The organism is Pseudomonas sp. MDT1-17 (assembly GCF_054898105.1).
Map to the genome: position 1 here is coordinate 4,667,116 of NZ_JBUBVM010000001.1, position 26,454 is coordinate 4,693,569.

At 59.2% G+C, this 26,454-nt stretch carries 19 protein-coding genes and 6 pseudogenes; 12 read left to right on the forward strand and 13 right to left on the reverse strand.

The annotated features are described in order from the left end of the window. Positions 1–151 precede the first annotated feature (151 nt). Positions 152–271 (reverse strand): annotated as a pseudogene (locus tag ACYZTX_RS21730) (helix-turn-helix transcriptional regulator); the annotation flags it as partial. Between the two features lie 159 nt (positions 272–430). Between ACYZTX_RS21730 and ACYZTX_RS21735 the strand changes: the two are divergent. Then, a pseudogene (locus tag ACYZTX_RS21735) lies at positions 431–640 on the forward strand (helix-turn-helix domain-containing protein); the annotation flags it as partial. Positions 641–642: 2 nt separating this feature from the next. On the opposite strand, the pseudogene ACYZTX_RS21740 reads toward ACYZTX_RS21735, so the two are convergent. Beyond that, positions 643–966: pseudogene (locus tag ACYZTX_RS21740) on the reverse strand (class II aldolase/adducin family protein); the annotation flags it as partial. 227 nt (positions 967–1,193) lie between these two features. Between ACYZTX_RS21740 and tnpB the strand changes: the two are divergent. The 3 genes from tnpB to ACYZTX_RS21755 are packed head-to-tail and all read left to right on the forward strand — an operon-like array spanning position 1,194 to position 3,431. Further along, positions 1,194–1,553, forward strand: coding sequence for an IS66 family insertion sequence element accessory protein TnpB (tnpB, locus tag ACYZTX_RS21745; RefSeq protein ID WP_252117532.1), 360 nt, complete (start codon positions 1,194–1,196; stop codon positions 1,551–1,553). Positions 1,554–1,569: 16 nt separating this feature from the next. Then, positions 1,570–3,114, forward strand: coding sequence for an IS66 family transposase (tnpC, locus tag ACYZTX_RS21750; protein ID WP_462032479.1), 1,545 nt, complete (start codon positions 1,570–1,572; stop codon positions 3,112–3,114). A 32-nt stretch (positions 3,115–3,146) separates the two neighbouring features. After that, positions 3,147–3,431 carry a hypothetical protein gene (locus tag ACYZTX_RS21755; protein WP_462035788.1) on the forward strand — a complete coding sequence of 95 codons (285 nt, stop codon included), beginning with the start codon at positions 3,147–3,149 and terminating at the stop codon, positions 3,429–3,431. A 27-nt stretch (positions 3,432–3,458) separates the two neighbouring features. On the opposite strand, the gene ACYZTX_RS21760 is transcribed toward ACYZTX_RS21755, so the two are convergent. From ACYZTX_RS21760 to ACYZTX_RS21770, 3 genes and pseudogenes are all read right to left on the reverse strand, one after another. Continuing rightward, positions 3,459–4,322 carry a hypothetical protein gene (locus tag ACYZTX_RS21760; RefSeq protein ID WP_462035789.1) on the reverse strand — a complete coding sequence of 288 codons (864 nt, stop codon included), beginning with the start codon at positions 4,320–4,322 and terminating at the stop codon, positions 3,459–3,461. Between the two features lie 53 nt (positions 4,323–4,375). Continuing rightward, positions 4,376–5,149 (reverse strand): hypothetical protein, encoded by a 774-nt coding sequence (locus ACYZTX_RS21765; RefSeq protein ID WP_462035790.1) that lies wholly within the window; start codon positions 5,147–5,149, stop codon positions 4,376–4,378. A 133-nt stretch (positions 5,150–5,282) separates the two neighbouring features. Beyond that, a pseudogene (locus ACYZTX_RS21770) lies at positions 5,283–6,113 on the reverse strand (MFS transporter); the annotation flags it as partial. Positions 6,114–6,154: 41 nt separating this feature from the next. Between ACYZTX_RS21770 and ACYZTX_RS21775 the strand changes: the two are divergent. Beyond that, positions 6,155–6,852, forward strand: a pseudogene (locus ACYZTX_RS21775) (AraC family transcriptional regulator). Between the two features lie 87 nt (positions 6,853–6,939). Here ACYZTX_RS21775 and ACYZTX_RS21780 read toward each other — a convergent pair. After that, entirely contained in the window at positions 6,940–7,380 is a 441-nt protein-coding gene (locus ACYZTX_RS21780; RefSeq protein ID WP_462035791.1) for a carboxymuconolactone decarboxylase family protein, read from the reverse strand. A 206-nt stretch (positions 7,381–7,586) separates the two neighbouring features. Here ACYZTX_RS21780 and ACYZTX_RS21785 point away from each other — a divergent pair, with 206 nt between their 5' ends. After that, positions 7,587–8,012: a hypothetical protein gene (locus ACYZTX_RS21785; protein ID WP_462035792.1), complete on the forward strand. Its 426-nt coding sequence runs from the start codon at positions 7,587–7,589 to the stop codon at positions 8,010–8,012. A 103-nt stretch (positions 8,013–8,115) separates the two neighbouring features. Here the strand turns inward: ACYZTX_RS21785 and ACYZTX_RS21790 are convergent, their stop codons facing one another. The 6 genes and pseudogenes from ACYZTX_RS21790 to ACYZTX_RS21815 all read right to left on the reverse strand — a co-directional run bounded on the left by ACYZTX_RS21790 (position 8,116) and on the right by ACYZTX_RS21815 (position 15,999). Beyond that, positions 8,116–11,334 (reverse strand): transporter substrate-binding domain-containing protein, encoded by a 3,219-nt coding sequence (locus ACYZTX_RS21790; RefSeq protein ID WP_462035793.1) that lies wholly within the window; start codon positions 11,332–11,334, stop codon positions 8,116–8,118. Positions 11,335–11,346: 12 nt separating this feature from the next. Beyond that, positions 11,347–11,982, reverse strand: coding sequence for a response regulator (locus ACYZTX_RS21795; protein ID WP_462035794.1), 636 nt, complete (start codon positions 11,980–11,982; stop codon positions 11,347–11,349). Between the two features lie 109 nt (positions 11,983–12,091). Beyond that, positions 12,092–12,505 carry a response regulator gene (locus tag ACYZTX_RS21800; RefSeq protein ID WP_462035795.1) on the reverse strand — a complete coding sequence of 138 codons (414 nt, stop codon included), beginning with the start codon at positions 12,503–12,505 and terminating at the stop codon, positions 12,092–12,094. Between the two features lie 225 nt (positions 12,506–12,730). Further along, a pseudogene (locus ACYZTX_RS21805) lies at positions 12,731–13,627 on the reverse strand (HAD-IC family P-type ATPase); the annotation flags it as partial. Positions 13,628–14,056: 429 nt separating this feature from the next. After that, positions 14,057–15,394, reverse strand: a complete 1,338-nt coding sequence (locus ACYZTX_RS21810; RefSeq protein ID WP_462035796.1) for a lysine N(6)-hydroxylase/L-ornithine N(5)-oxygenase family protein — start codon at positions 15,392–15,394, stop codon at positions 14,057–14,059. Between the two features lie 122 nt (positions 15,395–15,516). Then, a complete protein-coding gene (locus ACYZTX_RS21815; protein WP_429510696.1) occupies positions 15,517–15,999 on the reverse strand; it encodes a sigma-70 family RNA polymerase sigma factor in 483 nt (160 codons plus the stop codon). Positions 16,000–16,397: 398 nt separating this feature from the next. Between ACYZTX_RS21815 and ACYZTX_RS21820 the strand changes: the two genes are divergently transcribed. The 3 genes from ACYZTX_RS21820 to ACYZTX_RS21830 are packed head-to-tail and all read left to right on the forward strand — an operon-like array spanning position 16,398 to position 20,946. Then, positions 16,398–17,570, forward strand: a complete 1,173-nt coding sequence (locus ACYZTX_RS21820) for an efflux RND transporter periplasmic adaptor subunit (protein WP_462035797.1) — start codon at positions 16,398–16,400, stop codon at positions 17,568–17,570. Continuing rightward, entirely contained in the window at positions 17,571–19,544 is a 1,974-nt protein-coding gene (locus ACYZTX_RS21825; RefSeq protein WP_462035798.1) for a MacB family efflux pump subunit, read from the forward strand. It begins immediately after the preceding gene. 7 nt (positions 19,545–19,551) lie between these two features. Beyond that, positions 19,552–20,946 carry an efflux transporter outer membrane subunit gene (locus tag ACYZTX_RS21830; protein ID WP_462035799.1) on the forward strand — a complete coding sequence of 465 codons (1,395 nt, stop codon included), beginning with the start codon at positions 19,552–19,554 and terminating at the stop codon, positions 20,944–20,946. 85 nt (positions 20,947–21,031) lie between these two features. Here the strand turns inward: ACYZTX_RS21830 and pvdP are convergent, their stop codons facing one another. Next, positions 21,032–22,642: a pyoverdine maturation tyrosinase PvdP gene (gene pvdP, locus ACYZTX_RS21835; RefSeq protein ID WP_462035800.1), complete on the reverse strand. Its 1,611-nt coding sequence runs from the start codon at positions 22,640–22,642 to the stop codon at positions 21,032–21,034. 251 nt (positions 22,643–22,893) lie between these two features. Here pvdP and pvdM point away from each other — a divergent pair, with 251 nt between their 5' ends. The 3 genes from pvdM to pvdO are packed head-to-tail and all read left to right on the forward strand — an operon-like array spanning position 22,894 to position 26,440. Continuing rightward, on the forward strand, positions 22,894–24,243 hold the full coding sequence (pvdM, locus tag ACYZTX_RS21840) for a pyoverdine-tailoring dipeptidase-like protein PvdM (RefSeq protein ID WP_462035801.1): 1,350 nt from the start codon (positions 22,894–22,896) through the stop codon (positions 24,241–24,243). 30 nt (positions 24,244–24,273) lie between these two features. Beyond that, positions 24,274–25,554, forward strand: coding sequence for a pyoverdine-tailoring periplasmic protein PvdN (pvdN, locus tag ACYZTX_RS21845; protein WP_462035802.1), 1,281 nt, complete (start codon positions 24,274–24,276; stop codon positions 25,552–25,554). Between the two features lie 22 nt (positions 25,555–25,576). Then, a complete protein-coding gene (gene pvdO / locus ACYZTX_RS21850) occupies positions 25,577–26,440 on the forward strand; it encodes a dihydropyoverdine dehydrogenase (protein ID WP_462035803.1) in 864 nt (287 codons plus the stop codon). Positions 26,441–26,454: the final 14 nt, after the last annotated feature.

Here is a 26,454-nt window from a genome sequence, read left to right on the forward strand (position 1 = left end):
ACTACTTACTGATAGCACAGAGCAATCGGACCGCGGTTGGTTAATACGCCTGTTCCACAGCACCTGTCGCAAAGACGCCTGCGACAGTTCCTACATGGATCTGCATCCCCCAGTAGGAGCTGTCGCAAGCTGCGATCTTTTGATGCCAGTGCTAGCGCAACCACTCAATAAACAGGGCAAACAACTCCGACTGTGAACCGACATTCATCTTCAAATAGAGATTCTTGCGGTGCATGCGTACCGTCTCAGGCGAGATGCTCATCTGGCTGGCCGTTGACGTCACGGACAACGACACCGACACCGACACCGACACTAGCGGGCGTTGCGCCCCTCTATCGTCAAGGGCGCCAACAACTCCTCAGCTGTATCCACCACTTTTCCGAAGTACAGCCCGAAGTTCAACATCGCCGCATCGTGCATGGCTTCGTGGCTGGCCAAGGCCCATAGCCTGCTGCAGCAAACTCGCTTGAGCGTGGCGCAAGTGGCGGCGTGTTCAGGGTTTGGTTCGCTGGAGCACTTTTCCCGCACCTACCGCGCCCGTTTCGGTTGCCCACCCAGCGAGGACCGCAGCCAGGTCTGGACCGCCCCGGTGATGCGTCCGCCGCTGCGCAAGGAGCACCGGCCGGCCGAGGCGGATTGAATTCATAGCCGATAACCCGCTTCTTCCTCGTCAAGAATGCCCATCAGCGCGTTGAAATGTTTGTCGGCGAAGCCTGCGCAATCGAGCCATTGTCGACAGGTCTTGCGGGCGATTTCATCACTGGCGATGCGCAACTCGCGGCCGGTTGAAAGCGCTGTGATGTAGGTCTCGCAGGCCCGTTCGAAGTAGTACGGATCATCGAACGCCTAGGCGATGGTCGGCGCTGCGACCAGCAGGCCATGGTTGCCCATCAACAAAATCGGTTTGTCTCCCAGCACATGGCTGACGCGCTCGGCTTCGTCTCCCAAGCCCATGCCATCGACTCCGTGGTAAAGAGGGCACGATGAGACACAGGACCGCCAGGCTCTTGATGACTTCTTCCATCAACTGGTCGCGATCCATCAATCCCAGCGCCTCCCCGCGCCTTAGATTCGGGCACGTCAGCGAGTTCGCCGAGCCGGGTCAGTGCGTAAGGGATCCATGAACCCCACATTCCAAGCAGATAGCTGACGGCTGATGCTGTGCTCCCGATTTCCATGAGGAGCCCATCACCATGATGCGTCCCAATGCCAGCGTTGAAAAAGTGTACCTCTATCCAAAGCCGGTAGACTTTCGAAAGTCCATCGATGGCCTGGCTGCGCTGGTCGAACTGGATATCAAGGTCGCGGTGTTTGACCCCGTGCTCTTTGTTTTCCTGAATCGCCACCGTAACCGCGTCAAAGTGTTGTACTGGGAGCGCAACGGCTTCTGCCTTTGGCTCAAGCGCCTGGAGTCCGAGCGTTTTAAAATTTCACCTGATGAGGTGGACGAGGCTATCGTGCTGACCGTTCAGGAACTGAACTGGCTACTGGATGGATTTGATCTCTGGCGCAACCGTCCTCACAAGGTTTTAACGCCAAGATTCGTCGCTTGACGGGTATAATCCGGGCATGAATTTGATGCCCGAAGACCTCCCTGATGACCCTATTCTGCTCAAGCAAATGTTGCTTGAGGCACTCAGCCGTCAGCAGGCAACGGCTGAGGCATACCAGACTCATATCGTCGATCTAAAAGAACAGATCAAGTTGCTGCGCGACCGTTTATTCGGACGTAAATCCGAGCAGACCGTTGAACCCAACACGCCTCAACTCGCGTTATTCAACGAGCCCGAAAGCGAGCCGATGCCTTCAATCGGCGACGCTGACGAAGAAGTGGTTGCTCCGACGCCACGTCGTGGCAAACGCAAGCCACTGTCGGCTGATCTGCCGCGCATCGAAGTCATCCACGAACTGCCAGAACATGAACTGACCTGTGCCTGCGGTTGCCGCAAGCATGTGATCAGTGAAGAAACCAGCGAACAGCTGGACATCGTGCCGATGCAGATCCGAGTGATCAAACACATCCGCAAAGTCTACGGCTGCCGTGGTTGTGAAACGGCTCCGGTGACTGCTGATAAACCTGCTCAGTTGATCGAAAAGAGCATGGCCAGTCCGAGCGTACTGGCGATGCTGCTGACCACCAAGTATGTCGATGGCTTACCGCTGCATCGTTTCGAAACGGTGCTGAGCCGACACGGTATCGATATCCCGCGTCAGACTCTCGCTCGCTGGGTTATCCAGTGCGGGGAGCACTTACAACCGTTGCTGAATTTATTGCGCGACCGATTGCTGGAAAGCCCGGTCATCCACTGTGATGAAACCCGCGTCCAGGTACTTAAGGAACCGGATCGCGACCCTACCAGCCAATCCTGGATGTGGGTGCAGGCCAGCGGGCCGCCAGACCGAAAAGTCGTGCTGTTCGACTACACGTCCAGCCGTGCGCAGGACGTGCCGTTGCGCCTGCTGGAAAGTTATCGCGGCTACGTGATGACTGATGATTACGCGGGTTATAACGCATTGGCGTTGCAACCGGGTGTGGAGCGGCTGGCGTGCATGGCCCATGCACGGCGCAAGTTCGTCGATGCGCAAAAAGTGCAGCCCAAGGGCAAGACGGGACGTGCCGATATCGCGCTGACGATGATCAACAAGCTGTACGGCATCGAGCGTGAACTCAAGGATGCCAGTGATGAGCAGCGTTTTATTGGCCGTCAGGAAAAGAGCCTGCCGATCCTGGCCCAGTTGAAAGGCTGGCTGGAAAAAACGCAGCCTCAGGTCACCCCTCAAAGTGTGCTGGGCAAGGCAGTGAACTACCTGGCCAGCAACTGGAGCCGGCTGGAACGCTACGTGGAAGCCGGTTTTTTACCGATCGACAACAACCCGGCAGAGCGCGCAATAAAGCCGTTTGTCATTGGGCGCAAGGCTTGGCTGTTCAGCGACACGCCCAAAGGCGCCACCGCCAGTGCCCAGATCTACAGCTTGGTCGAGACCGCCAAGGTCAACGGCCAGGAGCCCTATACGTGGCTGCGCCACGTACTGGAGCGTCTGCCGCATGCGCAGTCAGTAACCGACTATGAAGCATTGCTGCCGTGGAACTGCTCACCGGAAATGCCACGGTAAACGGGCAGCGCATCTGACGGTAGGTGTGCTTCATGGATCGCATACGTCAGTGCGTGGTCACAGATCTGTTCGACCAGAGCGTGGTGGTGGCGAAGAAACAGAACATGGCGTTCAAGTTACCCATGGAGAACCAGCTGATGGATGCGGTGTTGAATCAGCATCAGAAACCGCGAGCGGCGGCCAAGGCGTGGTTGAAGGCTCATCCGACGATGCTGGAGGCTTGGGTTGCCGGGGTTGGCAGTCGGGATGGCCCGGATAGGTTAACGGTGGCCAGTGCCAGGTTGGCCGCTCAAAAACAGTTCACCAATCCCTCGTAGAAGCGCGGGGGATTGAAGAACTCCACGTCACAATGCTTTGAGCATATGGTGGATGGCTTTGTGGCCGGACTTGGGAGCATCGGTAAAGAAATCCGCGATACGAGACGCAAACTTTTGGGTATTTAGGAAAGACTCATTCATTGTCAACGCAGTATCGTTGATCGACACCATGACATAAGCACTCTGACCGCTGCCTACAAAACCGATAGAGGCGTGATCATTGCCATGATGCAAAATAACTAAAATAGAGTCCCGGGCGATCGGGCACTTTTCGACTTCCCATTCCGGCGGCTCATTCCTGTTAAAAACCTGGGCAAGCCGGGATAAAAATGAAGTGTGGCGAGTCGCCTCGTCCTGCAACTTCTGTTTCGCTAAAATCAGCACTTGGCTCCAAGCTTCGGCATCGTAAGAGATATGATCCGGGCACCTCTGACATTCATACGAGCGTGGTTCGGCCATCGCCCTATAGGTGCCACAAGTCAACGGGGGAGACTCATATCTAAAACCATTGGAAGCGGACATTTCCTCTTTGTACTTACTCAGGAAATTCTTGACAGTAGCAACAGAAGAGCCCGATATCAGACTCGCCTCTTCAGCCCCCGTTGGAAGATCAAAGTAAAGATCATCCAGAACTAATGATCCTGAGGACAGGTCAAGGGGTGAACCATCATTTACCCAGTTCACATCCGATCGCTGCGCCCCGCACTCATCAAATTGCTCCAGCAATGCAACGAGCTGATCTCGCTGAACTGGGTCAGCCATTATTTCAGAGAGCAACTCCGCGGATGCTTCGTAACCGGTTTGCGTTTCCAGATCGGCATTGAACCCCTTCATCTCGCGAAGCGCATAGGCAAGCTCGGTTTTTGAAAGTTGGGGTCTGGCATCATTCATAAAATTTACTCTACCTCCCGATAGTCCGTAGCGCAAAGTGGAAGCATGACCGCCTATCGCCGTGCGTCATAGCGAGAAGAAAATGCCTGAGCATCTGCCCCGTTGAAGTGGAAATATTCATCTGGGCGACTCCTGCGCCATACCACCGTGACGCAGCCGTTGTTGGGTGAGAGCCGGCGCATTTTACATCCAGCCTCGTAAAAATCGATGAGCTTCCTGCCTCCTTTGGGATCTGCATGCAACAGCATTTCTCCGTCATTGCCTTCGTCCAAAGCAGCTTGAATCGTGCAATCAATCAGCGCCTTGGCAACACCACGAACCGCTGGCTGCTCCAAAAACTGCTCATAAGCTTCTGACGGTGCGTCGGAAAGGTACCAAGTGAAAGCGCGTTGCCGTTCCACTCCCTCAACGTTGCAATTCAATTTCGGAACGATGGATAGCATTCCTATCGGAAACTTTTGCTCACCTTTCGAAACGACAACACACATTGCCTTTCCTTTTTCGGAGCAATTACCAGGCATTTTGGTGAGGTAGTTATGGATCGCCACAAGTTTTAGATACGTTGGCCAGCGCCATCCAACGTCAGCACGAACTTTCCTGTTCGTTGCGCCATCATGTGAGTAATTGCTATTGACGAGAGGCTGAACCTTTTCGTGCCATTGTTTTGCTAACGCTATTGTCATTGGGACGACGCAGACTTTCACCTGGAAGGGATTCCCAAAGGTGTCATAGGCTGGTAAGGAGGAAATGGGCCGTTGTAGCGGCATAATCGAGCATCCTTGCAAGTTCGGTTTTCGGAGTCCCTGAAAATCGATTTGAACCGCCATTGGAAAAATTCCCGTTTTGCGCCCGCTTCAAACCTGCCAATAAAGCTAGCACAGGTGGCAAAGGCCCTTGTTCATAAGCATTTTTTCAGGATGTTTCTTACGCCTTGGTCTCGGCGAGCGAAATAGAAAATCATCATTTCATCGATCCCACAGGGCGTTGCTTGCTTGTCAGCAGCAACGCCAACGCGCCGCACACCACCAAGGTTTCACCCAACGCCTGCCCCCACGCTGCAAGCTGCAACCCAAAACCAATCAGCAGGTAATACAGCAAACCAAACAACGCGCCAGCCGTGCCCAGGCGATCGCCATAATTGACCAGTGCCGAACCGAGGATATTCGGGATCGCCATGCCAAACGCCAGCACCACCAGCAGCATCGGTATTACGAACAGACCGCTGCCCTGCATCAGCCAAACGCCGACACCTCCCACCCATGCCAAAATTGCCGCCAGCCGGATCAACTGCAAACCATTGAGCCCTCGATGCAGCAGGCGTTTGTTGAGCCAGGCGCCAAGGCCGGAGCCCAAGGCCAGGATTATCCCGCTGTAACCGAACAACTGCGCACTCAAATCCAATCGCTGAAACATGAAGGGACCGAGGCTGTAATAGCTGAACAGGGCAATATTGAATAACGCCACCAGGAGCGTGGAACGCCAGATATCGCGGTCGTGCAGCATTCTCCACAGCGTCTGGAACAGAGCGGGTGTCGTGACATTCTGCGGTCGGGTTTCCGGTAAGGTTCGCAGGCACCACAGCCATAACGCCGAGGACACCAGCAACAGGCATCCCAACACGCCGCGATAGCCGAAGCCTTGCACCAGGCTGGCCCCGGTGAACAGGCCAATCGCCGGGCTTGCCGCCAGTGCGATGCCCATCATCGAAAACACCTGCGCCAGTTCCGCCCCCTTGAAGCGGTCGCGCAGCACGGTTTGCGTCACAACCGAACCCACCGCACCGCCAAAAGCTCGATGCCCACACGCAATTCGATCCCGATAGCTACCCGGCGTTGGTCATCGGCATCGCCGCAATCTTGGGTGATCACGATTCCGGACTGCATCAGCATGAACGCGGTCAGTTGCTGTTCACCCGTCAGGGCTGCACGCGCATTACCCTTGCGCAGCAGTTGTGCCTGCTGCCCCCCTCTCGCGCCGCGTGGATTCCACCTGGGGTTGCCCACCGCGCGGTGATGCAGCAGAGCGTCGACTATCGATCGATTTACCTGACACCGTCGTTGTGCGCTGGGCTGCCGCAACAGGTCTGTGTGATTGAAGTCAGCCCGTTGCTGCGGGCGGTGTTGGAACCGATAGCCGTCGCCGACTTCGACACCGATTGGCAGCAGGGTAAATTCATTCATCTGTTGGGTCTGTGCCTGAGCGAAATCCGCGACGCCGTGCAGCAACCGATGCTACTGCCATTGCCCTGGGACAAACGCCTGGCGCCGCTGCTCGCAACGCTCGAGCAACGGCCACCGGAACTTCAAGCCCTGGAACAACAGATCGGCGCCAGCGGCCGAACCATCGGGCGAATCTTCCAGCGTGAAACCGGCATGGGCTATCAGCAATGGCGGCTGGCGCCATCGAACTGCTCGCTACCGGGCGGAACATTGGCTACAGCGCCTTCGACCTGGGGTTTGCCAGTGACAGCGCGTTCATCGCCTTCTTTAAGGACATGACAGGCATCACCCCTGGCGCCTGGCTCAAATAAGCACCTGACGACCGGCAACAGAAATCATTTGCCACAAAATATCGCCATTGGCAGCGCCGAGTGCGGATGCTCATTGACCCGTTAGTGTTACTCCTGAGGCATTTTGCGGAAGCCAACCGCCAGGCGATTCCAGCTATTGATGGTGGATATCGCCACGGTCAGGTCGACCATTTCCTTGGGCGTGAACTGCGCGCAAACCAGTTCGTAATCTTCGTCCGGGGCATGGGTCTGGCTCAGCAGCGTGAGGGATTCGGTCCAGGCCAGCGCCGCACGTTCACGCGGGGTGAAGAACGGCGTTTCACGCCAGACCGACACTGCGTACAGCCGACGTTCGGTTTCACCACCCTTGCGGGCATCGGCGGTGTGCATGTCGATGCAGAAGGCGCAGCCGTTGATCTGGGAAGCGCGCAGCTTGACGAGCTCAATCAATGACTTTTCCAGAGGCAGCTTCGACACAGCGGTTTCCAACGCGATCATGGCTTTGAGTGCGTCAGGGGAAGCAGTGTAGAAATCGATACGCGGTTGCATGGTGGCTCCAGTCACAAAAGGTGTGGAGCTACGTTAATCGCGCACTGACCTGCAGCAAATAGCCAATTATTGGGAAGTTGAGGATGCCAATGGGCGGGCAAAAAAATAGTCCATATGGGTAATTACCATCACGCCACCGACACCACTAGAATGCGACTCATTCTTGATAGCGCGGCCAGGATGCCGGAAACGAGTACCTCCTGCCCATGTCGTCCTCATCCGAAATGCCTTTGCCACCTACTACTTCGCCGAATTCCGAAGCGCGTTGGCACCTGGAGTCCTTGTTGTGGGAAATGCCGGAACAGGCGCGCGAAGCCTTTCTGCTCTCCCAGATTCACGGACATGGCCGCGCCCGGTTCGCAGCGCTACAGTCGGCGCACAAAAAACCGCTGAGTCGCCGACACACCCTGGCTTATCTAGCCTTGCTGTTGATCGCCGGCCCCGTTGGCATGGTTTGGCAACATGCGCCGTTCGACTACTGGAACAGCCATGATCGTACGTTGGTCAGCGAACAGCTTATTCGCCAGGCGCCTGCTGACGGCTCACTCGATTGCACCCGCGCCCGAGACCTTCGAGCCCCTACGCTCGCTTGCGCAGCCACTGCAAAAAACTCTTCTTCTGCACAACCTTAGGCGCTTCTTGAGTCAACCTCTGGGCCTTATGCTGATCGCCGGTCTTGATCGCGGCCATCGACTGACCAGCCCCAAAGGCATCGCGCCACACTGGGATTAAGCGTCAGTCTCGCTTGAGGCTCTGATCCAGGCGTGCCATGGCGTGCTGCAATTGATCGACGGCCTCGTCGATCAACGCCGCGCGCCCTTCGGCGCAGGCACGTTCCAGATGTTCGCAACACTCGATCAAACGTTCTGCACGGACGATGCGCGCGCCCCCCTTGATGCGGTGCACCAGGTCTTGCAGACGGTGGCGATTACCACTGACGTGCGCGGCAAGCAGATCATCGCGATCGTAGCGATTGGTCTCGGCCAGTTCGCGCAACAATTGATTGATCAGCGTCCGGTCTTCACCGACGTATAGCTCCAGGCCGGTCAAGTCGATCTCGGACGTTGATCGCTCTTCAACCGGCGCTGGCGGCTCACTTACAAATCGGGACGCCAGCCAGGCACGCAAATCCGCCAGCCGAATGGGTTTGAACAAGCAGTCATCCATGCCCGCCTCCAGGCAGCGGACCTTCTCCTCGGGTTGTGCATTGGCGGTAAATCCCAGAATCAGGGTCGGCGGTAATCCATGGGCGCGCTCTTCATCGCGTATCGCACCTGCCAGCTCATAACCACTGACCACTGGCATATTGCAGTCGGTGATGACCAAATCGAGCTCATGTTCGCGCCACTGCGCCAGACCACCCTCGCCATTCTCCACCTCCAGCACACGATGCCCCAGATAGCTCAGCTGGCGTGAGAGCAACAGTCGATTGGCCGGGTAATCGTCGACCACCAGAATCGTCAGCGACCGGGTGAGCACCTGCAAACCGCTATCCACCGACTCACTGCAGGTCAAGGGTGGCAACGCAATCAGATCAAGGCTGATTTTGACCTGCGTACCCAGTCCGAGGACGCTGTCGAGCTGCAATCGGCCACCCATCATTTCGCATAGAGAGCGGCTGATGACCAGTCCCAGGCCGGACCCGTTTCGACCTGACTGCTGGCTGTTGCCGGCCTGCACGAACGGGCTGAACAATCGCTGCTGATCGGCCAGACTGATACCGATGCCGCTGTCCTCAATGCGCACACTGACTGTCAGATGTCCCGGCAAACCCGGGTCCACTTGCAGCGTCAGGCTCACCTCACCTTCACGGGTGAACTTGATCGCATTGCTCAGCAGATTGGACAGCACTTGCTTGAGGCGCGTGGGGTCGACCAACACGTCACAGTCGCTGTGCTCGCCCAATTCGACCCGCCACTGCACATTCTTCTGCCGTGCCAGGCCTTCGAACACCTGGCACACCGACGCCACGAGTGCCCGCAGATTCGCTCGCGCCGGGGTCAACGACAAATGCCCGGATTCAATGCGGGCGATATCCAGGATGTCGCCGATCAACGCCAGTAATTGCTGCGCGGCATCGGACGCCACCTCAATGGCAGAGCGGTCAGTGACGCCCTCCTCCGCTCGCTTCAGCGCCAATTCGAGCATGCCGATCAGGGCATTCATCGGCGTGCGGATTTCATGGCTCATGGTCGCCAGAAAGGTGGTTTTGGCGCGGTTGGCATCGTCGGCGGCGTTCTTGGCGTCCTGCAATTGCCCGAGCAATTGTTGGCGTTGACGGATCTGCCGACGCTGCCAGGCAATCCACACCAGTGCGAGCAACAGCAAGGCGCCGGCCGCAGCAAATGCCTGCAGAATTCCTTCGCGATGACGCAGCCAATAGCTGTCATCCACCACCACGTCATTGCTCCAACGGGCGACCAGTTCGTCCATCTCCTGGGGCGAAATGCTCAGCAGTGCCTTGTTCAGAATCGAGTGCAATTCCAGAGCACCCCGGTCGGTGGCCAGGGCGATGCGCGCGGGTTCATCACCCACGGTACTGCTGATCCGCAGACGCTCGCGGTATTGCCGGGTAATCAGATACCGAGCCACGATCATTGAGCTGACTGCCCCGTCGGCCTGGCCCTTCATCACCCATTCCATACCCTGCTCCGGACTCTGCACTTCCACCAGACGTACAGTTGGCGCCCGAGCGCGAATGAACCCGAACAACGGATGACCGCGATAAATCGCCAGGCGTTTACCGGCCATGTCATCCAGGGTCCTGGGGCTTCCCGGGGTGGTCGCACTGACCAGTACAAACGGATTGTTCAAGTAGGCCCGAGTGAAATGCAGTTCGACTTCGCGTTCGATACTGGGCGTGACCACAGGTAACACGTCGATCTTGCCGGCCTTGAGTTGGTGGACCTGCTGATCGAGGGAGTTCCCCCGCTGCACATTGAAGTTCAAACCGCTGCGCTGGCTGATCAAGGTCAGCAACTGCGCCGTCAGTCCGCTGAACCGGCCTTGGGCATCATAGAAACTCAGCGGTGCAAAGTTCTCGACAACTGCGACGGTCACTGTCGGATGCCGATCCAGCCAGCGTCGTTCATTGGCGCTCAGACTCACTCGCTGCAGGCCTGTCATATTGGCCCTGCCAGCGCTCCAGCGCTGCTCGATGGCCAAGCGCTGATCCATGGGAATCGCCGCCAGAGCCTCGTCGACAATGCGCTTCAGGCTCGGGTTGCCCCGGGCGAGGGCAAAGCCGAACGGGTTGGCGTCAAGGCCGGAAGGCCCCACCAGGTGAACGTCATTGGGGTAGTTGTTGTTGATGAGGTAGTTGGCGCTGATGAAGTCCCCGAGGTACACATCATCCTGCCCGAACGCCACCGCCCCGAGCGCTTCGCGCGCCGAGGGATAACGTTGCAGGCTGGCCTCGGGATAGTAGGCTTCGACGGTCTGCGCCTGCAGATAGTCATCGACCATGGCGATTCGCTTCTTCGCAAGATCGGCGGGCACCTGTTCGTCCAGTCGCGTGACCAGCATTGGCTGATCTTCAGCATAAGCAGCGGATCGGGTCAGCTCGGGATCGGCCGCCTCGAAATTGTTGGACGTGCCGAGCAGGTCCAGATCATCGCGTTTGAGCGCATCCATGGCCGCCTCGCGTGTGCGATAACGAAGCACCTCGATTTTCACGTGCAGCAGTTGCGCCAACAGCGCCGCATAGTCCGCGGTGATGCCTTCCAGCTCATCAACGTTACGTGTGATCTCGAACGGCGGGTAGTCTGGCCCGGACACCCCGAGGCGCAAGACTCGTTTGCCTCGCAGCCACTGCCAGTCCCTTTCATCCAGCTGGACCTGATAGCCCTCCACCGTGGAACGCCCCAGCACATGCAAAAGCTGTGGTTCATCGGCCGCCATCACCGGTGCTCCCAATACACAGGGCAGCAACAGAGCCCACAAACAATTGCGCATGATCAGGCTCACTCAGATCAGATGATTACGCTTGGCAAAATCCCTCAAGTGTACAGACGCTTCCACGTTGAGTTTTTCAATCAATCGGGTCTTGTAGGTACTGACGGTCTTGTGGCTCAGGTGCATGATGTCGGCGATCACCTTGTTGCTCGTGCCTCGGGCCAGATGTTGAAAGATCGCGAGTTCGCGGTCGGAAAGAGTGTCGATCATCTGTTTTTCGCTGAGTTGCAACGTGTTCAGCGCCACCGACGTGCCGGGAAGCTGGGCGAAATAGGTATAACCGGCCATCACGGCGTGAACCGCTTTGTGCAAATGCTGCAAATCATTGGTCTTGGCGACATACGCCGCGGCACCGGCGCGCATGCACCGATCCTGATAAATCATAGGTTCCTGCGCCGTGAAGACCAGTACTCGGCACGGCACCTCACTGGCCTTGATCCGCGCCAGTACATCCAGCCCGTCGCCACCGGGCATCACCAGATCCAGCACCACCAGATCGGGTGAACGATCCCGGACAATCGATAAAACCTCGTCACCGCCGGACGCTTCGTATATGTGTTTGAAGCCTTCTTCTTTCAATACGATTTTGACCGCGGCACGGACCACAGGATGATCGTCTCCAACCAGTACTGACGGCTCTGACTTCATGGCAACTTCCTGCGCAAAAAACACGACGATTGATAAATCAATGCCCATAAGCCCGGCCCGGTTAACGCACCGGCTGCGCAAAGACTTTTGCATGGAAATCCGGACGCTACTACCTGACAGAAATGACAGTGCCGACGAACGGTAGACAAGGATCGATGATCGCCATCATCCGCTGGATGGACGCCAGATCAGGCAGCGTCGCATGGCTCACCTGAACGGTCTGTTGAACGCACGCAGGAATAGGCGGCAACTGTGCCTGCTGGCCGTCATAAATCAAGGCGCGATGAACCTGTTGGTTATCGAGGAAGAAATCGAGCAGGTTCAACGCTCCACCCGCCAGCGATGCGTTGATGACCACCAGATCAAATGGCTCGCAATCGTATTCGACCAGGGTCAATAGTTCTTCCAGGCTGTGCACCGGTGCTATCCGGTAGTAGTCGAGTTGATTGAACAGTCGCTCAACCTTCATGCGGTGAAAATGCAGCTCGTCGGCGATCAGGATACGTAAGGCTTTGTTCGACAACAGGGGCCCCCAGGAAGGTGTCGGATTCGTGAGGGCGCAAGGCTACGGAAGACCTGTCGCGTTTTCTGTAGGACCTTTCCTAAAAACCGCAACTTCGTCCGGAGAACTGGGTACTTCTGTAGGAGCTGCCGCAGGCTGCGATCTTTTGATCTGGCTTCTCGGCAATTTGCGCAAAGATCAAGATCAAAAGATCGCAGCCTTCGGCAGCTCCTACATTTGGCAGCATTACTGCCAGCCAAACCGGCGAATGTAGAAGCCTTTCACCGCTTGGGTCAGTGCCATGTACGCCAGCAAAATCATCGGCAAAAACGCAAAGTACAGCGATGGCAACGCCTGCAATTTGAAGTAGTGCGCCAATGGCCCCATCGGCAGGAAGATACCCACGGCCATGATGACTCCGGTCATCACCATCAGAGGCATCGCCGCGCGGCTTTGCAGAAACGGAATCTTTGGCGTGCGGATCATGTGCACGATCAGGGTCTGGGTCAGCAGCCCGACCACGAACCAGCCGGACTGGAACAGGGTCTGGTGATCCGGAGTATTGGCGTCGAACACGTACCACATCAGGGCAAATGTGGTGATGTCGAAGATCGAGCTGATCGGGCCGAAAAACAGCATGAAACGACCGACGTGCGCCGGCTGCCAGCGCTGTGGTTTTTTCAGCATGTCTTCATCGACGTTATCGAACGGGATGGCGATCTGTGAAATGTCATAAAGCAGGTTCTGCACCAGCAGGTGCATCGGCAGGAACGGAATGAACGCGCTGGCCACCAGCACCGAAAACACGTTGCCGAAGTTCGAACTGGCGGTCATTTTGATGTACTTCAGCATGTTGGCGAAGGTCCGGCGCCCTTCCAGCACGCCCTCTTCGAGCACCATCAGGCTCTTTTCCAGAAGGATGATGTCGGCCGCTTCCTTGGCGATGTCCACGGCGCTGTCCACTGAAATACCGATGTCGGCGGTGCGCAGGGCCGGCGCGTCGTTGATGCCGTCACCCATGAAGCCGACCACATGACCATTGCCCTTGAGCAATCGGACGATGCGCTCCTTGTGCGACGGCGTGAGTTTGGCGAAGACATTGGTGGTCTCCACCGCCACCGCCAGTTCGGCGTCGCTCATGCGCCGCGACGACGACAAAAAAGTCGAACATCACGCACGGTTCAGCGTCGATGAGAGGACGTCGGGAATCTGGCCAGGACTGGCCGCGTTCGGGATGCCGCTGCTCGCTTTTTGGCGAGACAACGGCACAAAAGGCTGCGCGTTATCTTGCCGGGAAGGTGCCGGTTATCGAAACCGGCCGACTACTGTCACTCGAACAAGTACCCACTGTGGGTCTCCGCTATTGATTGAAAACGCGCGAAGCTTACGCCCCGACTTCTGGAGAGTAAACGATGCCGGGCCGTGGGATGGGGGAATCGCGGGGTTCTTCAGGAAGGGTTCAGGATCGGCCCAAAAATCAAAAGATCGCAGCCTGCGGCAGCTCCTACATTGGATGGCGTACACCCTGTAGGAGCTGCCGCAGGCTGCGATCTTTTCCGCAGCAACTCGATATCAGCTGGCAGTAGCCAACAACAAATCCATCACCGACCGACCCTGCCCACGTGCCTTGCCATGGTCATACAACGAACCGGCAATCTCATCAGCGCGGATCGGCAGGATCGACAACAGCGTGTCGCTCAAACCATGGCTCGCCTGGCAGAAGCCCTGCATATAAATGCCAGCCTTGCAGCGCTCGTCAGTGATCAGTTTGTAGTTGCGATCAACTTCGAAATCACCCAGGTACTGCTCCAGCGGCGCCAGCAGTTTGCGGTGCATCTGGCGCTCGTAACCGGTGGCCAACACCACGGCGTCGTAATGACGGACCGTGACTTCACCCGTGACGTTGTTGCGTACGGCCAACTCGATACCGCGCTCGGTGGCGGTTGCTTTTTCGATAGTGGTCAGGGTGCGGAACGCGTGGCGCGCAATGCCCGACACTTTCTGACGATAGAAGATGCCGTAGATGCGTTCGATCAGGTCGATGTCCACCACCGAATAGTTGGTGTTGTGGTACTCGTTGACCAGTCGCTCGCGCTCGCTGCTCACCTGCTGGAACACCAGGTCAGTAAATTCCGGCGAGAACACTTCGTTAACGAACGGGCTATCGTCCGCCGGCTTCAGGGCCGAGCCGCGCAGGATCATGTCCACCTGCACCGACGGGAAACTGTCGTTCAAATCAATAAAGGCTTCCGCCGCACTTTGCCCGCCGCCGATGATCGCGATGCTCATCGGCTGGTTGTTCACGCACGGTTGCTTGGCCATCTGCGCCAGGTACTGGGAGTGGTGGAAGACGCGGCTGTCACCCTTGAGCACCTTGAACGCTTCGGGAATTCGCGGTGTACCGCCGGCGCTGACCACCACCGAACGGGCGGTGCGAACGTGCTGCTGACCTTGTGTATCGCGCGAGATCACCCGCAGTGCTTCGACCTGCTGGTTGTGCAGCACCGGCTCGATGGTCAGTACTTCTTCGCCGTAACGGCTCTGTTCGGCAAATTGCCCGGCGACCCAGCGCAGGTAATCGTTGTACTCCATGCGGCACGGATAAAAGGTGCCCAGGTTGATGAAGTCCACCAGACGCCCGTGGTACTTGAGGTAGTTGACGAACGAGTAAGGGCTGGTCGGATTGCGCAGGGTCACCAGGTCCTTGAGGAAGGAGATCTGCAACTCGCTCTGGGTCACCAGGGTGTTGCCGTGCCAGCGGTAGTCGGCTTGCTTGTCGAGAAACAGAACATCCAACTCGCCCTGACTCGGCCCGCGCTCTTGCAGAGCGATGGCCAGCGCCAGGTTCGAAGGGCCGAAACCGACGCCGATCAGGTCGTGAACGATGGGCGATGCAATTGCCTGTGTCATTTCCAGTGTCCTCTGGATGAACCCCTCAACAAGGGGAATAAACCTAAGTGACCTGATGCAGGACAGCAGGTCTTCTGTTGAGTAGGAACGAGGACAATGAAAAAAAATTTAGAGAGAAGAGATCAGTGGGCGTCCCACTGCCGCATCCGCACGCGGCAATGCTTCATCGCATTGACGATGTGCTTCTCCACCAGCGCGCGCGAGATACCGAGGTGCTCAGCAATTTCCGGGTGCGACAGGCCATCGATCTTGCGCAACAGGAAACTCTCGCGGCACAACCGGGGCAATTCCGCCAATGCACGCTGGAGCATCTCCAGGCGTTGGCCGTGATCGAGGCTGTGATGGGGGGATGGCGTGAAGTAGCGCTCTTCGTTGTCGAGCACTTCCAGCGATTCGACCTGACGCAGGGCATTGCGCCGATGGTCGTCGATCACCAGATTGAGCGCAGTGCGATACAGGAACGCCCGAGGCTGCTCGATCGGTGTGTCGCTGGAACGCTCCAGTACCCGCAGATAAGCGTCATGCACCACATCTTCGGCCACCTGACGGTTGCCCAGCCTGGCGTTCAAAAAACACACCAGCTCGCGATAGTAGTTTTCCAACATGACTCCCGGCCGCAGGGGTGCGGTTTCTGTCCTTGAGCCAGATCGACGACCGCCGAAATAGGCAGTGGCACGATAGTGGCAGTTCGAGGTGCGTAATTTATAGTAATTCTCATATAGATTTAAAGTGTTGCTTCACCTTGCCCGACAAATAGTAGGAGCTGCCGAAGGCTGCGATCTTTTGATCTTCGGCGTACATGGACGCGCTAAAGATCAAAAGATCGCAGCCTGCGGCAGCTCCTACACGTGTTACGCGATGTGTTCGCGCCTAAATTCCCCGGTACGTTCCTCGTTTACAAAACAGCTCCCCGTCTCTGTCGGCCCCCCGACAGCGCTCTGCTGTTGCCCAATTTTGGGCGCAGGCCGAGCGACGGGCCGATATCCATTGTCCGGAACCCTGCATGAAACGTCCCCGACAGACCCGACGCGCCCTGCTTGTAGCACTTTGTCTGATCCCCGTTATCGCCGTGGCCGCCTGGCAGATCATCCCGCCCGGCCGCGACCAGTTCGCCACCGTTCAGGTCACCCGCGCCGACATCGAAAGCAGCGTCACCGCGCTGGGCACTCTGCAACCTCGACGCTATGTCGACGTGGGCGCCCAAGCGTCGGGGCAGATCCACAAGATCCACGTGGAAGTCGGTGACACCGTCAAGGAAGGCCAGTTGCTGGTGGAAATCGATCCCTCCATGCAACAGGCCAAACTCGATGCCGGGCGTTTCTCCATCGAAAACCTCAAGGCACAGCTGCAGGAACAACGGGCGCAGCACGACCTCGCCCGACAGAAATTCCAGCGTCAGCAGAACCTCAAGGCCGGTGGCGCCACCCGTGAAGAAGATGTGCAGACCGCCCAGGCCGAACTGCGCGCCACCCAGGCCCGTATCGACATGTTCCAGGCGCAGATCCGCCAGGCCCAGGCCAGCCTGCGCAGCGATCAGGCGGAACTGGGTTACACCCTCATCTATGCGCCCATGAGCGGAACCGTCGTTGCATTTGACGCCCGGGAAGGCCAGACCCTCAACGCCCAACAACAAACGCCACTGATTCTGCGCATCGCCAGGTTGTCGCCGATGACCGTCTGGGCCGAGGTGTCGGAAGCGGACATCGGTCACGTCAAACCGGGCATGACGGCTTGGTTCACCACGCTCAGCGGCGGCAACCGTCGCTGGAACAGTACCGTGCGGCAGATTCTGCCGGTGCCGCCCAAGCCGCTGGACCAGACCAGCCAGGGTGGCGGCAGCCCCGCCAGTTCGAGCAAAAGCGGCAGCGCTCGCGTGGTGCTGTACACCGTGTTGCTCGACGTCGATAACGCCGACAACGCACTGATGGCGGAAATGACCACGCAAGTCTTCTTCGTCGCCGAGCAGGCGAACAACGTCCTCACCGTCCCCATCGCGGCCCTGCAAGCCGGCACTGGAACGGACAATCAGACCGCACAAGTCGTCGCCAAAAACGGCCGCATCGAGCAGCGCGACGTGCGCACCGGCATCAGCGATCGCCTGCGGGTGCAAATCCTCGATGGCTTGCAGGAGGGCGATCACCTGTTGATCGGCCCGGCCGACGGGAGTGGCGGCTGAATGCAGACGCCTCTGATTGACCTGCAGGACATCCGCAAAGCCTACGGCGGTGGCGATTCACCTGAAGTTCACGTACTGCGCGGTATCGACCTGTCGATCCATGCCGGGGAGTTCGTGGCGATTGTCGGTGCTTCCGGCTCCGGCAAGTCGACATTGATGAACATCCTCGGCTGCCTCGACCGCCCGACGTCGGGCGAATACCGCTTCGCCGGGGAAAACGTCGCCGCACTCGACAGCGACGAGCTGGCCTGGCTGCGTCGCGAAGCCTTCGGTTTTGTGTTCCAGGGTTATCACCTGATCCCGTCCGGCTCGGCCCAGGAAAACGTCGAAATGCCGGCCATCTACGCCGGCACTCCGGGCGCCGAACGCCACGCCCGCGCAGCCGCCCTGCTCGACCGTCTCGGCCTGGCTTCACGCACCGGCAATCGTCCGCACCAGCTCTCCGGCGGCCAGCAACAACGGGTGTCCATCGCCCGCGCCTTGATGAACGGCGGCCACATCATCCTCGCCGACGAACCCACCGGCGCACTCGACAGCCACAGCGGCGCCGAGGTGATGACCCTGCTCGATGAACTGGCGGGCCAGGGCCACGTGGTGATCCTCATCACCCATGACCGCGAAGTCGCGGCCCGGGCCAAACGCATCATCGAAATTCGCGACGGGCTGATCATCAGCGACAGCGCCGCAGACAACCCTAAAGCACAGACCTCAGCCAACCCCGGCGCCCTGCAAGCGGTGGACTTACGCAAGCGCCTCACCGAGGGCGCCGAAGCCACCGGGGCCTGGAAAGGCGAATTGGTGGATGCGGTGCAAGCCGCCTGGCGGGTGATGTGGATCAACCGCTTTCGCACCGCGCTGACCCTGCTCGGGATCATCATCGGCGTCGCGTCGGTGGTGGTGATGCTGGCGGTGGGTGAAGGCAGCAAGCGCCAGGTGATGGCGCAAATGGGCGCGTTCGGTTCCAACATCATTTACCTCAGCGGCTCGTCGCCAAACCCGCGAACAGCGTTGGGCATCGTCACCCTGGATGACGTCGCAGCGGTGGCGAGTTTGCCGCAGGTGATGCGGATCATGCCGGTCAATGGCCAGGAGGCCGGGGTGCGTTTCGGCAACCTCGACCACTTGAGTTACGTCGGCGGCAACGACACAAATTTCCCGGCGATCTTCAACTGGCCGGTGGTGGAAGGCAGCTATTTCACCCAGGAAGATGAACGCAACGCGGCCGCGGTCGCGGTGATTGGCCACAAGGTGCGCACCAAGTTGCTCAAGGATGTCGCCAACCCGATCGGCCAGTACATCCTGATTGAGAACGTGCCATTCCAGGTGGTCGGCGTGCTCGCGGAAAAAGGCGCCAGCTCGGGCGACTCCGACAGCGACGACCGCATTGCCATTCCCTATTCCGCTGCAAGTGTGCGGCTGTTCGGCACCCACAATCCCGAATACGTGGCCATCGCCGCGGCCGATGCGCGCAAGGTCAAGGAGACTGAAAAAGCCATCGAACAATTGATGCTGCGCCTGCACAAAGGCAAAAAGGATTTCGAACTGACCAACAACGCGGCAATGATTCAGGCCGAAGCGCGCACGCAAAATACCCTGTCGCTGATGCTCGGCTCGATTGCCGCGATTTCGTTGCTGGTGGGCGGGATCGGCGTGATGAACATCATGCTCATGACCGTGCGCGAACGCACCCGCGAAATCGGCATCCGCATGGCCACCGGCGCCCGCCAGCGCGACATCCTCCGGCAGTTTCTGACGGAAGCGGTGATGCTTTCGGTGGTTGGCGGGCTCGCCGGGATCGCCCTGGCGCTGATCGTCGGCGGCGTGCTGATCCTCAGCGAAGTCGCCGTCGCGTTCTCCTTGATAGCGGTGCTCGGCGCCTTCGGCTGCGCCCTGGTCACCGGTGTTGTCTTCGGCTTCATGCCGGCCCGCAAAGCTGCCCGACTCGACCCGGTCACGGCCCTTACCAGTGAATGATCTCTCCATGAAGCCGCAACTGAGTTTGCTGACCCTCTGCCTGTTGCTCGGCGCCTGTGGCAGTCCCGCCCAGCGCCCGGACAGCGGCATTCAGCCGCCCGCCTCCTGGCAATCGCCGCACACCGAAAGCGCCACCCGCAGTAACCTGCAATGGTGGACGCAGTTTGGCAGCCAAGAGCTTGATCGCCTGATCGAACAGGCCCGGGTTGGCAGTTACGATCTGGCCGCCGCCATCGCCCGGGTGCGCCAGGCTCAGGCCGACACGGTGATTGCCGGCGGCACGTTGCTGCCTGAAGTTACGGCCGCCCTCAACGCCAATCGCCAGAAGTTACTGCGCGGCAACGGCTACAGCCAACTGGATGCCGACAGCAGCAACAAGGCGGTGGATTACTTCGACGCCAACCTCAGTGCCAGTTACGAAATCGATTTCTGGGGCGGGCAACGCGCGTCCCGCGACAGTGCGCAATTCGGGCTGCAGGCCAGTGAATTCGATCAGGCGACGGTGGCGTTGACGCTGCTCAGTGGCGTCGCCAACAGCTACGCGCAAACCCTGTCGTTACGTGAGCAAAGTCGCATCGCCGAGTTGAACCTGGCGAACGCGCAGAACGTTTTGAAACTGGTGCAGACGCGTTTCGACTCAGGCTCCGCGACGGCGCTGGAACTGGCGCAACAGAAGAGTCTGGTCGCCGCACAACAACGACAATTGCCGCTGGTGCAGCAACAGGCTCAGGACGCGAAGATCAGCCTCGCCGTCCTGCTCGGTCGACCCGTTCAGGAACTGAGCCTGGGTGAGGAACGCTTTGATCAACTGTCATGGCCAACCATCGCGGCCGGTGTGCCCAGTGAACTGATCAGCCGTCGACCGGACATCGCCCGCGCCGAAGCACAACTGGCCGCCGCACAGGCCAACGTCACCGTCGCTCGCGCCGCCCTGCTGCCAGCCGTGACCCTGAGCGCAGACATCGGCTCCGGTGCCGACCGCACCGCCGACATCCTGCGCAACCCCTTTTACAACCTGACCGCCGGATTGCTCGCGCCGGTCTTCAACAAGGGTCGCCTGAGTGCCGAGCGCGACAAGGCCACGGCTCGCCAGGAAGAACTGCTGGAGACGTATCGCGGGGCGATCATCAATGGCTTCGCCGATGTGGAAAAATCCCTCAACAGCATTCGCGGACTGGACGAACAGCGGCAGTGGCAAAGTGAAGAACTGAACCAGGCGCAGACGGCGTTCAACGTTGCGCAGCGTCGTTATCAGGCCGGTGCCGAGGATTTGTTGACGGTGCTGGAGACACAGCGCACGCTGTATGCGGCGCAGGACTTGAATGTGCAGCTGCGGTTGTCACGGTTGCAGGCGAGTATTGCGTTGTACAAGGCGTTGGGTGGTGGGTGGCAGACACTCTAAAAATCAAAAGATCGCAGCCTTCGGCAGCTCCTACATTGGTATGACGTACACCTGTAGGAGCTGCCGAAGGCTGCGATCTTTTGATCTAGGCTTTGGCCTTCAAATGCCGCGCATACCAAGGCCGCTGCGGAACCTTGCGAAACAAATCCGCCAATTTCTTCTCGTCATCACCAAAGGTAATCCGCAACGCCAGCTTCATGGTTTCCGGGTCAATCTCAACCGACTTGCCGGTCTGCAACCCCGGCGTGGTGCTGCAACCATGAGTGCTCGGGCCGAGCCACGGGTCGTCGATCTCGACCCAACGGCCGGGCGCAAACCAGGGCACGCCATTCACCTCAAGCCGACTGAGCTCCCCCGGATGAAAACGCTCGTGCGCACGGAACCAGTCTTCCAGACGATCATCGATCCAGCCATGGAAGTGCCAGAACACCGGGTTGACGTGGGACGAAAACGGGTCGCCGAGGAAGTCGTTTTCCGGTGCATACCAGCGCGCGGAGAAGTCCGCCGGATCCCGGGCAAACGGCACGGGCTGGCCATTGGATGGATCGCGCGGCACCGAGGCCCAGCGCATGTGCAGCCAGTCGTGCAGCCCCAACTCCACCTCTGAACCGAACTGACCCAGGGTCAACTTCGACAGATAACGCGGATCGCGGTACTGCGACTCCCAGACCTGGAAGTTGCTGTGGTAGGTCTCGGCGGTCTTGATGTCGCTGACCCATTGCGAGTACTCAGCATCGTCGTCGGCCAGCCAGGTAGGCGGCAGCGAAGTGCCGTCGTGGTTGTCGAAATAAGCGGCGAACCCGAAACGATCCCGCGCCAGCTCCGGCTGTGGCAATGGGAAGTGCGACCAGGACGGCAAATCCTGCATCGAGCGCGCCTTGCCGAGCATATGACGGTGCATGAAGAAAAAATCCACACCCGAGCCGTTGCGATCCTTGCGCGAACCACGGGCATCACGCTCCGTGTCGCGCGGGCCAGGCTGCCAGCCAACGCCGCGCAGGGCTGCGCGCTTGTCTTCGGACAGCGTGTGCCATTTGTCCCGGGAGGCATGCCAGAGCTGGTGAAACAGTCGATGCTCGGGCGAAATCAGCCAGGCCAGCAGTGTCGGATTGAGACCCGAGCGCTCGCGGGCTTCGGGGAACACGCGCTTGACGGCGATGAAGCGATTGTCCTGCGTCGTCAACATCAGCGGACGATCCAGATTCAATACGCGACCACTGAGGGTGCCGCTGCCAGCATTGCCGAAACCGGCCCAGACTTCGTCCAGCGCCATGCTGAATTCATAATCCGCCGAGCCGCTGGCGCTGAGCAGTCGCCAGCTCAATTGCGCCGGTTTGGCGCCGGCCAGGTCGCCGAGCACCCGATAACGCGGCGCATCGCTCGAACGCAAACGTTCGGCGGTGTCGAGGAAGCCGCTCAAGCCGCGACCTTTGTGACTGATGTCGAGAAACACTTCCAGTCCGTCCCGTGGCAGGCCTTCGATGCCGGCATCACGACCTTCGAAACGAACCTGCCAGACACCCCGCAAGGTGTTCGCCAAGTGCTGGCCGGCGACATCCGCGACATCGAACGAAGCTTCGCCGGGGGTGATCGTCGGATCCGGTTTCGTCCATTCACGATGCCCATAAAAAGCCGCGGGCACGGCGGCGCCGGTCAGCGCCAGGCCTGCCATGAACCATCGTCGAGAAATCGTCATTGCCCTACCTGTGTCAGCCATGAAGCAGGCTTTATCCAAGCTAGAACGTTTGTTGCCTTCAAAAATTTAAGAGCTTCGCGAGCAGGCTCGCTCCCACATTGGACCGAGGCGTACACAGATCAACTGTGGGAGCGAGCCTGCTCGCGAAGAGGCCGGCACAAACACTAAATTCCTTGGCAGGCCACTCGTTCTTCCCAGATAGCAAAGGCCCCTGCGCCTGCACCGGGGCGGCGAACCTGACTGAGACGGCAATGACAAAACCACGTTCGAAAAAGGCTCTTTACATCGGCCTGCCGCTGGCCCTGGCGATCAGCGCCGGCGCAGGCTTTGCGGCCTGGGATTATTGGTTCAGGGACAATCCCGGCTACCCGGTCAAGGTGATGAAACAGGCCGATGAGTTGCACGAGCGGATTCTTTCTTTCGACAGCCACGTCACCGTCCCGCTGGACTTCGGCACGGCCGGCAATGAAGCGGACAAGGACGGCACCGGGCAATTCGACCTGGTCAAGACCGGGCGCGGACGGCTGTCCGGCGCAGCCCTGACGATTTTCGGCTGGCCGGAAATCTGGAACGGCGCCAACGCCCCGCACCGGCCCACCGCAGGTTTCGTCGACGAGGCACGGTTCGAGCAGGAAACCCGCTACAAAATCATCAGCACCCTGGTTCGTGACTTCCCCAATCAGGTCGCCATCGCCTACACCCCCGACGATTTCCGCCGCCTGCACGGCGAAGGCAAGTTCGCGATTTTCATGAGCATGCTCAACGCCTATCCGCTGGGCAACGACCTGAACGCCCTGGACCAATGGGCGGCCCGGGGCATGCGCATGTTCGGCTTCAGTTACGTGGGCAACAACGCCTGGGCCGACTCGTCCCGGCCATTGCCATTTTTCAATGACTCGCGGGACGCCCTCGGCGGCCTCTCGGAGATCGGCAAACAAGCCGTACACCGCCTCAACGACCTAGGCGTGATCATCGATGTTTCGCAGATGTCGACCAAGGCGCTGGAGCAAGTTGCCCAGCTGAGCCGTGCACCGATGGTCGCGTCCCACTCGGCACCGCGAGGTCTGGTGGACATCCCGCGCAACCTCAGCGACCAGGAAATGCAGCTGATCAAGAACAGCGGCGGCGTGGTGCAGATTGTCGGTTTCCCGACCTACATCCGCCCACTCAGCCAGGCTACCCAGGACAAACTCAACGCCCTGCGCGCAGGGTTCGACCTGCAACCGCTGCAAGGTCTGGAGATGGCGCTGATGCCGGGCGATCCGGTGATCACCGTCTGGTCCGAACAACGCTTCGGCGAGTACGCCAGCCAGCTCTACGCCATCATCGACGAAGAACCCAAGGCCAACCTCAAGGACTACGGCGACGCGATCGACTATGCCGTGAAGAAAATCGGCATCGACCACGTCGGCATCAGTTCTGACTTCAACGACGGCGGTGGTCTGGACGGCTGGAAAGACGTCAGCGAGGCGCGCAACGTGACCGCCGAACTGATCAGCCGCGGCTACGGCGAAGCCGATATCGCCAAGCTCTGGGGCGGCAATTTCCTGCGGGTCTGGGACCAGGTGCAGAAGTCTTCCAAGCCTGTGGCGAAAAACTGATCCCCTCCTTTGCAAAAGCGAACCGAACTCATGACCAACCGTCGTTCATTCCTCAAGCAGGCCGGTATTCTCGCGGCGAGCCTGCCCTTGGGCGCAGCCGTGAACCTGCCGGCGCTGGCCGCCAATCCGGCGCCGCTGCCGAAGGATAAATGGGCGCAACTACGCCAGATGTTCAATCAGGACCCGGATTACCTGCACTTCGCCAATTTTCTGGTGACCTCACACCCAAGGCCGGTGCGTGAAGCCATCGACATGCACCGCGCCAACCTCGACCGCAATCCCGGTCGGGCCATGGACTGGGACTTGGGGGAAACCGAAAAACGCGAGCAGGAAGTGCGCGTCTGGGCCGGTCGCTACCTCAAGGCCAAGCCTGAGCAAATCGCCCTCACCGGCAGCACCACCGAAGGTCTGTCGCTGATTTACGGCGGCATTCATGTGCGCCCCGACCAGGAAATCCTCACCAGCGAACACGAACACTACGCGACGAACTATGCGCTGGGGTATCGCCAGCAAAAGGACGGCGTCAAGGTTCGCAAGCTCAAGCTGTTCGAGAACAGTCACGACGTTTCGGTGGATGAGGTGCTGGGCTCGATCGCCAAAGGCATTCGCCCCGAAACCCGGGTGCTCGGCATGACGTGGGTGCAATCGGGCAGCGGCGTGAAACTGCCGATCGGCGAGATCGGCAAACTGGTGGACGAACAGAACCGCCACCGCGAGGAAAAGGACCGCATCCTGTATGTGGTCGACGGTGTCCATGGCTTCGGCGTCGAGGACCTCGACTTCCCCGACATGCACTGCGATTTCTTCATTGCCGGCACGCACAAATGGATGTTCGGCCCGCGCGGCACCGGGATCATCTGCGCGCGTTCGACCGAGCTCAAGGACGTGACGCCGACCATCCCGACGTTCTCCGAAGCCACCACCTTCTCGACCATCATGACCCCCGGCGGCTATCACAGCTTTGAACATCGCTGGGCCCTGAACGAAGCCTTCAAGCTGCACCTGGACTTGGGCAAGGCCGAGGTGCAGGCGCGCATCCACGCGCTCAATACCTACGCAAAAAACCGTTTGCTGGAGCACCCGCAGATCGAACGGGTGACGCCAAAAAGTCCGGACCTGTCGGCCGGTTTCACCTTCTTCCGGATCAAGGATCGGGACTGCGAAAAAGTCGCCGTCCTGCTGATGGAAAACCGCGTGGTCTGCGACGCGGTGGACCGCGACGTCGGCCCGGTAATCCGCATCGCCCCCGGCCTGCTCAACACCGAAAACGATATCGACCGCTTCATGGCCGTGTTGAGCAAGCGCTTGTGATTTCCTTTAATCGAGATGACTCATGAACCGTGATCTGCTGACCCTGGCACTGACTGCCCTCCTCGCAGGACTGCTGCCGACCGCTGCTCAGGCGGCCGCACCCGCGCAACCGGGCAAAGTGTTCAAGGACTGCCGGGACTGCCCGGAAATGGTCGTGCTGCCGGCTGGCACCTTCACCATGGGCACACCCGAAGACGAAGTCGGGCGCGAGCCTGATGAAGGTCCGATGCACGAGGTAACCTTTGCCAAACCGTTCGCCATGAGCCGCTTCCAGGTCACTGCCGGCGAATGGGACAGTTACGTACGGGAAAGTGGCGTGACCATCGCCAATGGCGATACCCGGCCGGGTCGCGAGTGCGTCGCCAGCAAGCCGCGTTATCCGCAAAGCCCGCGTCAGCCGGCGGTGTGCATGAACTTCGATGACGTGAAAAACTACGTCGCCTGGCTATCGAAAAAGACCGGGCAGAAGTACCACATGGTCAGCGAAGCCCAACGCGAATATGCCGCGCGTGGCGGCAGCAAAGGGCCGTTCCCCTTCCCGTTCGATGAAGGCAAGGCATACAGCATCGCCAAGCACGCCAACACCTATGGCCCGGCGGACGGTTACAGCTACAGCTCACCCGTGGGCAGCTACCCGCCGAACGCTTTCGGCCTGTACGACATGCACGGCAACGTCTACGAATGGGTCGAGGACTGCGAACACCCTGATTACGTCGGAGCCCCCACCGATGGCAGCGCCTGGCTCGAGCCTAAGTGCGAAGCCGTGCGGATTCGCGGCAACGACTGGGGTGAAGCGCCGGTGTTCTCACGCTCCGGCAACCGCAACAGCCAATACCAGCAAGAGCGCGGCGACTGGATGGGTTTCCGCATCGTGCGCGAACTCTAAGCCGTACGCTGCCC

What these genes read in the sequence shown, in the direction of transcription:
- ACYZTX_RS21795 (WP_462035794.1), bottom strand. Translation starts at nt 11,982, where the DNA reads ATGAAGTCAGAGCCGTCAGTACTGGTTGGAGACGATCATCCTGTGGTC.
- ACYZTX_RS21760 (WP_462035789.1), bottom strand. Translation starts at nt 4,322, where the DNA reads ATGAATGATGCCAGACCCCAACTTTCAAAAACCGAGCTTGCCTATGCG.
- tnpB (WP_252117532.1), top strand. Translation starts at nt 1,194, where the DNA reads ATGATGCGTCCCAATGCCAGCGTTGAAAAAGTGTACCTCTATCCAAAG.
- ACYZTX_RS21815 (WP_429510696.1), bottom strand. Translation starts at nt 15,999, where the DNA reads ATGTTGGAAAACTACTATCGCGAGCTGGTGTGTTTTTTGAACGCCAGG.
- tnpC (WP_462032479.1), top strand. Translation starts at nt 1,570, where the DNA reads ATGAATTTGATGCCCGAAGACCTCCCTGATGACCCTATTCTGCTCAAG.
- ACYZTX_RS21755 (WP_462035788.1), top strand. Translation starts at nt 3,147, where the DNA reads ATGGATCGCATACGTCAGTGCGTGGTCACAGATCTGTTCGACCAGAGC.
- pvdO (WP_462035803.1), top strand. Translation starts at nt 25,577, where the DNA reads ATGAACCGTGATCTGCTGACCCTGGCACTGACTGCCCTCCTCGCAGGA.
- ACYZTX_RS21820 (WP_462035797.1), top strand. Translation starts at nt 16,398, where the DNA reads ATGAAACGTCCCCGACAGACCCGACGCGCCCTGCTTGTAGCACTTTGT.
- ACYZTX_RS21765 (WP_462035790.1), bottom strand. Translation starts at nt 5,149, where the DNA reads ATGGCGGTTCAAATCGATTTTCAGGGACTCCGAAAACCGAACTTGCAA.
- ACYZTX_RS21780 (WP_462035791.1), bottom strand. Translation starts at nt 7,380, where the DNA reads ATGCAACCGCGTATCGATTTCTACACTGCTTCCCCTGACGCACTCAAA.
- pvdP (WP_462035800.1), bottom strand. Translation starts at nt 22,642, where the DNA reads ATGACGATTTCTCGACGATGGTTCATGGCAGGCCTGGCGCTGACCGGC.
- pvdM (WP_462035801.1), top strand. Translation starts at nt 22,894, where the DNA reads ATGACAAAACCACGTTCGAAAAAGGCTCTTTACATCGGCCTGCCGCTG.
- pvdN (WP_462035802.1), top strand. Translation starts at nt 24,274, where the DNA reads ATGACCAACCGTCGTTCATTCCTCAAGCAGGCCGGTATTCTCGCGGCG.
- ACYZTX_RS21830 (WP_462035799.1), top strand. Translation starts at nt 19,552, where the DNA reads ATGAAGCCGCAACTGAGTTTGCTGACCCTCTGCCTGTTGCTCGGCGCC.
- ACYZTX_RS21785 (WP_462035792.1), top strand. Translation starts at nt 7,587, where the DNA reads ATGTCGTCCTCATCCGAAATGCCTTTGCCACCTACTACTTCGCCGAAT.
- ACYZTX_RS21790 (WP_462035793.1), bottom strand. Translation starts at nt 11,334, where the DNA reads ATGCGCAATTGTTTGTGGGCTCTGTTGCTGCCCTGTGTATTGGGAGCA.
- ACYZTX_RS21825 (WP_462035798.1), top strand. Translation starts at nt 17,571, where the DNA reads ATGCAGACGCCTCTGATTGACCTGCAGGACATCCGCAAAGCCTACGGC.
- ACYZTX_RS21810 (WP_462035796.1), bottom strand. Translation starts at nt 15,394, where the DNA reads ATGACACAGGCAATTGCATCGCCCATCGTTCACGACCTGATCGGCGTC.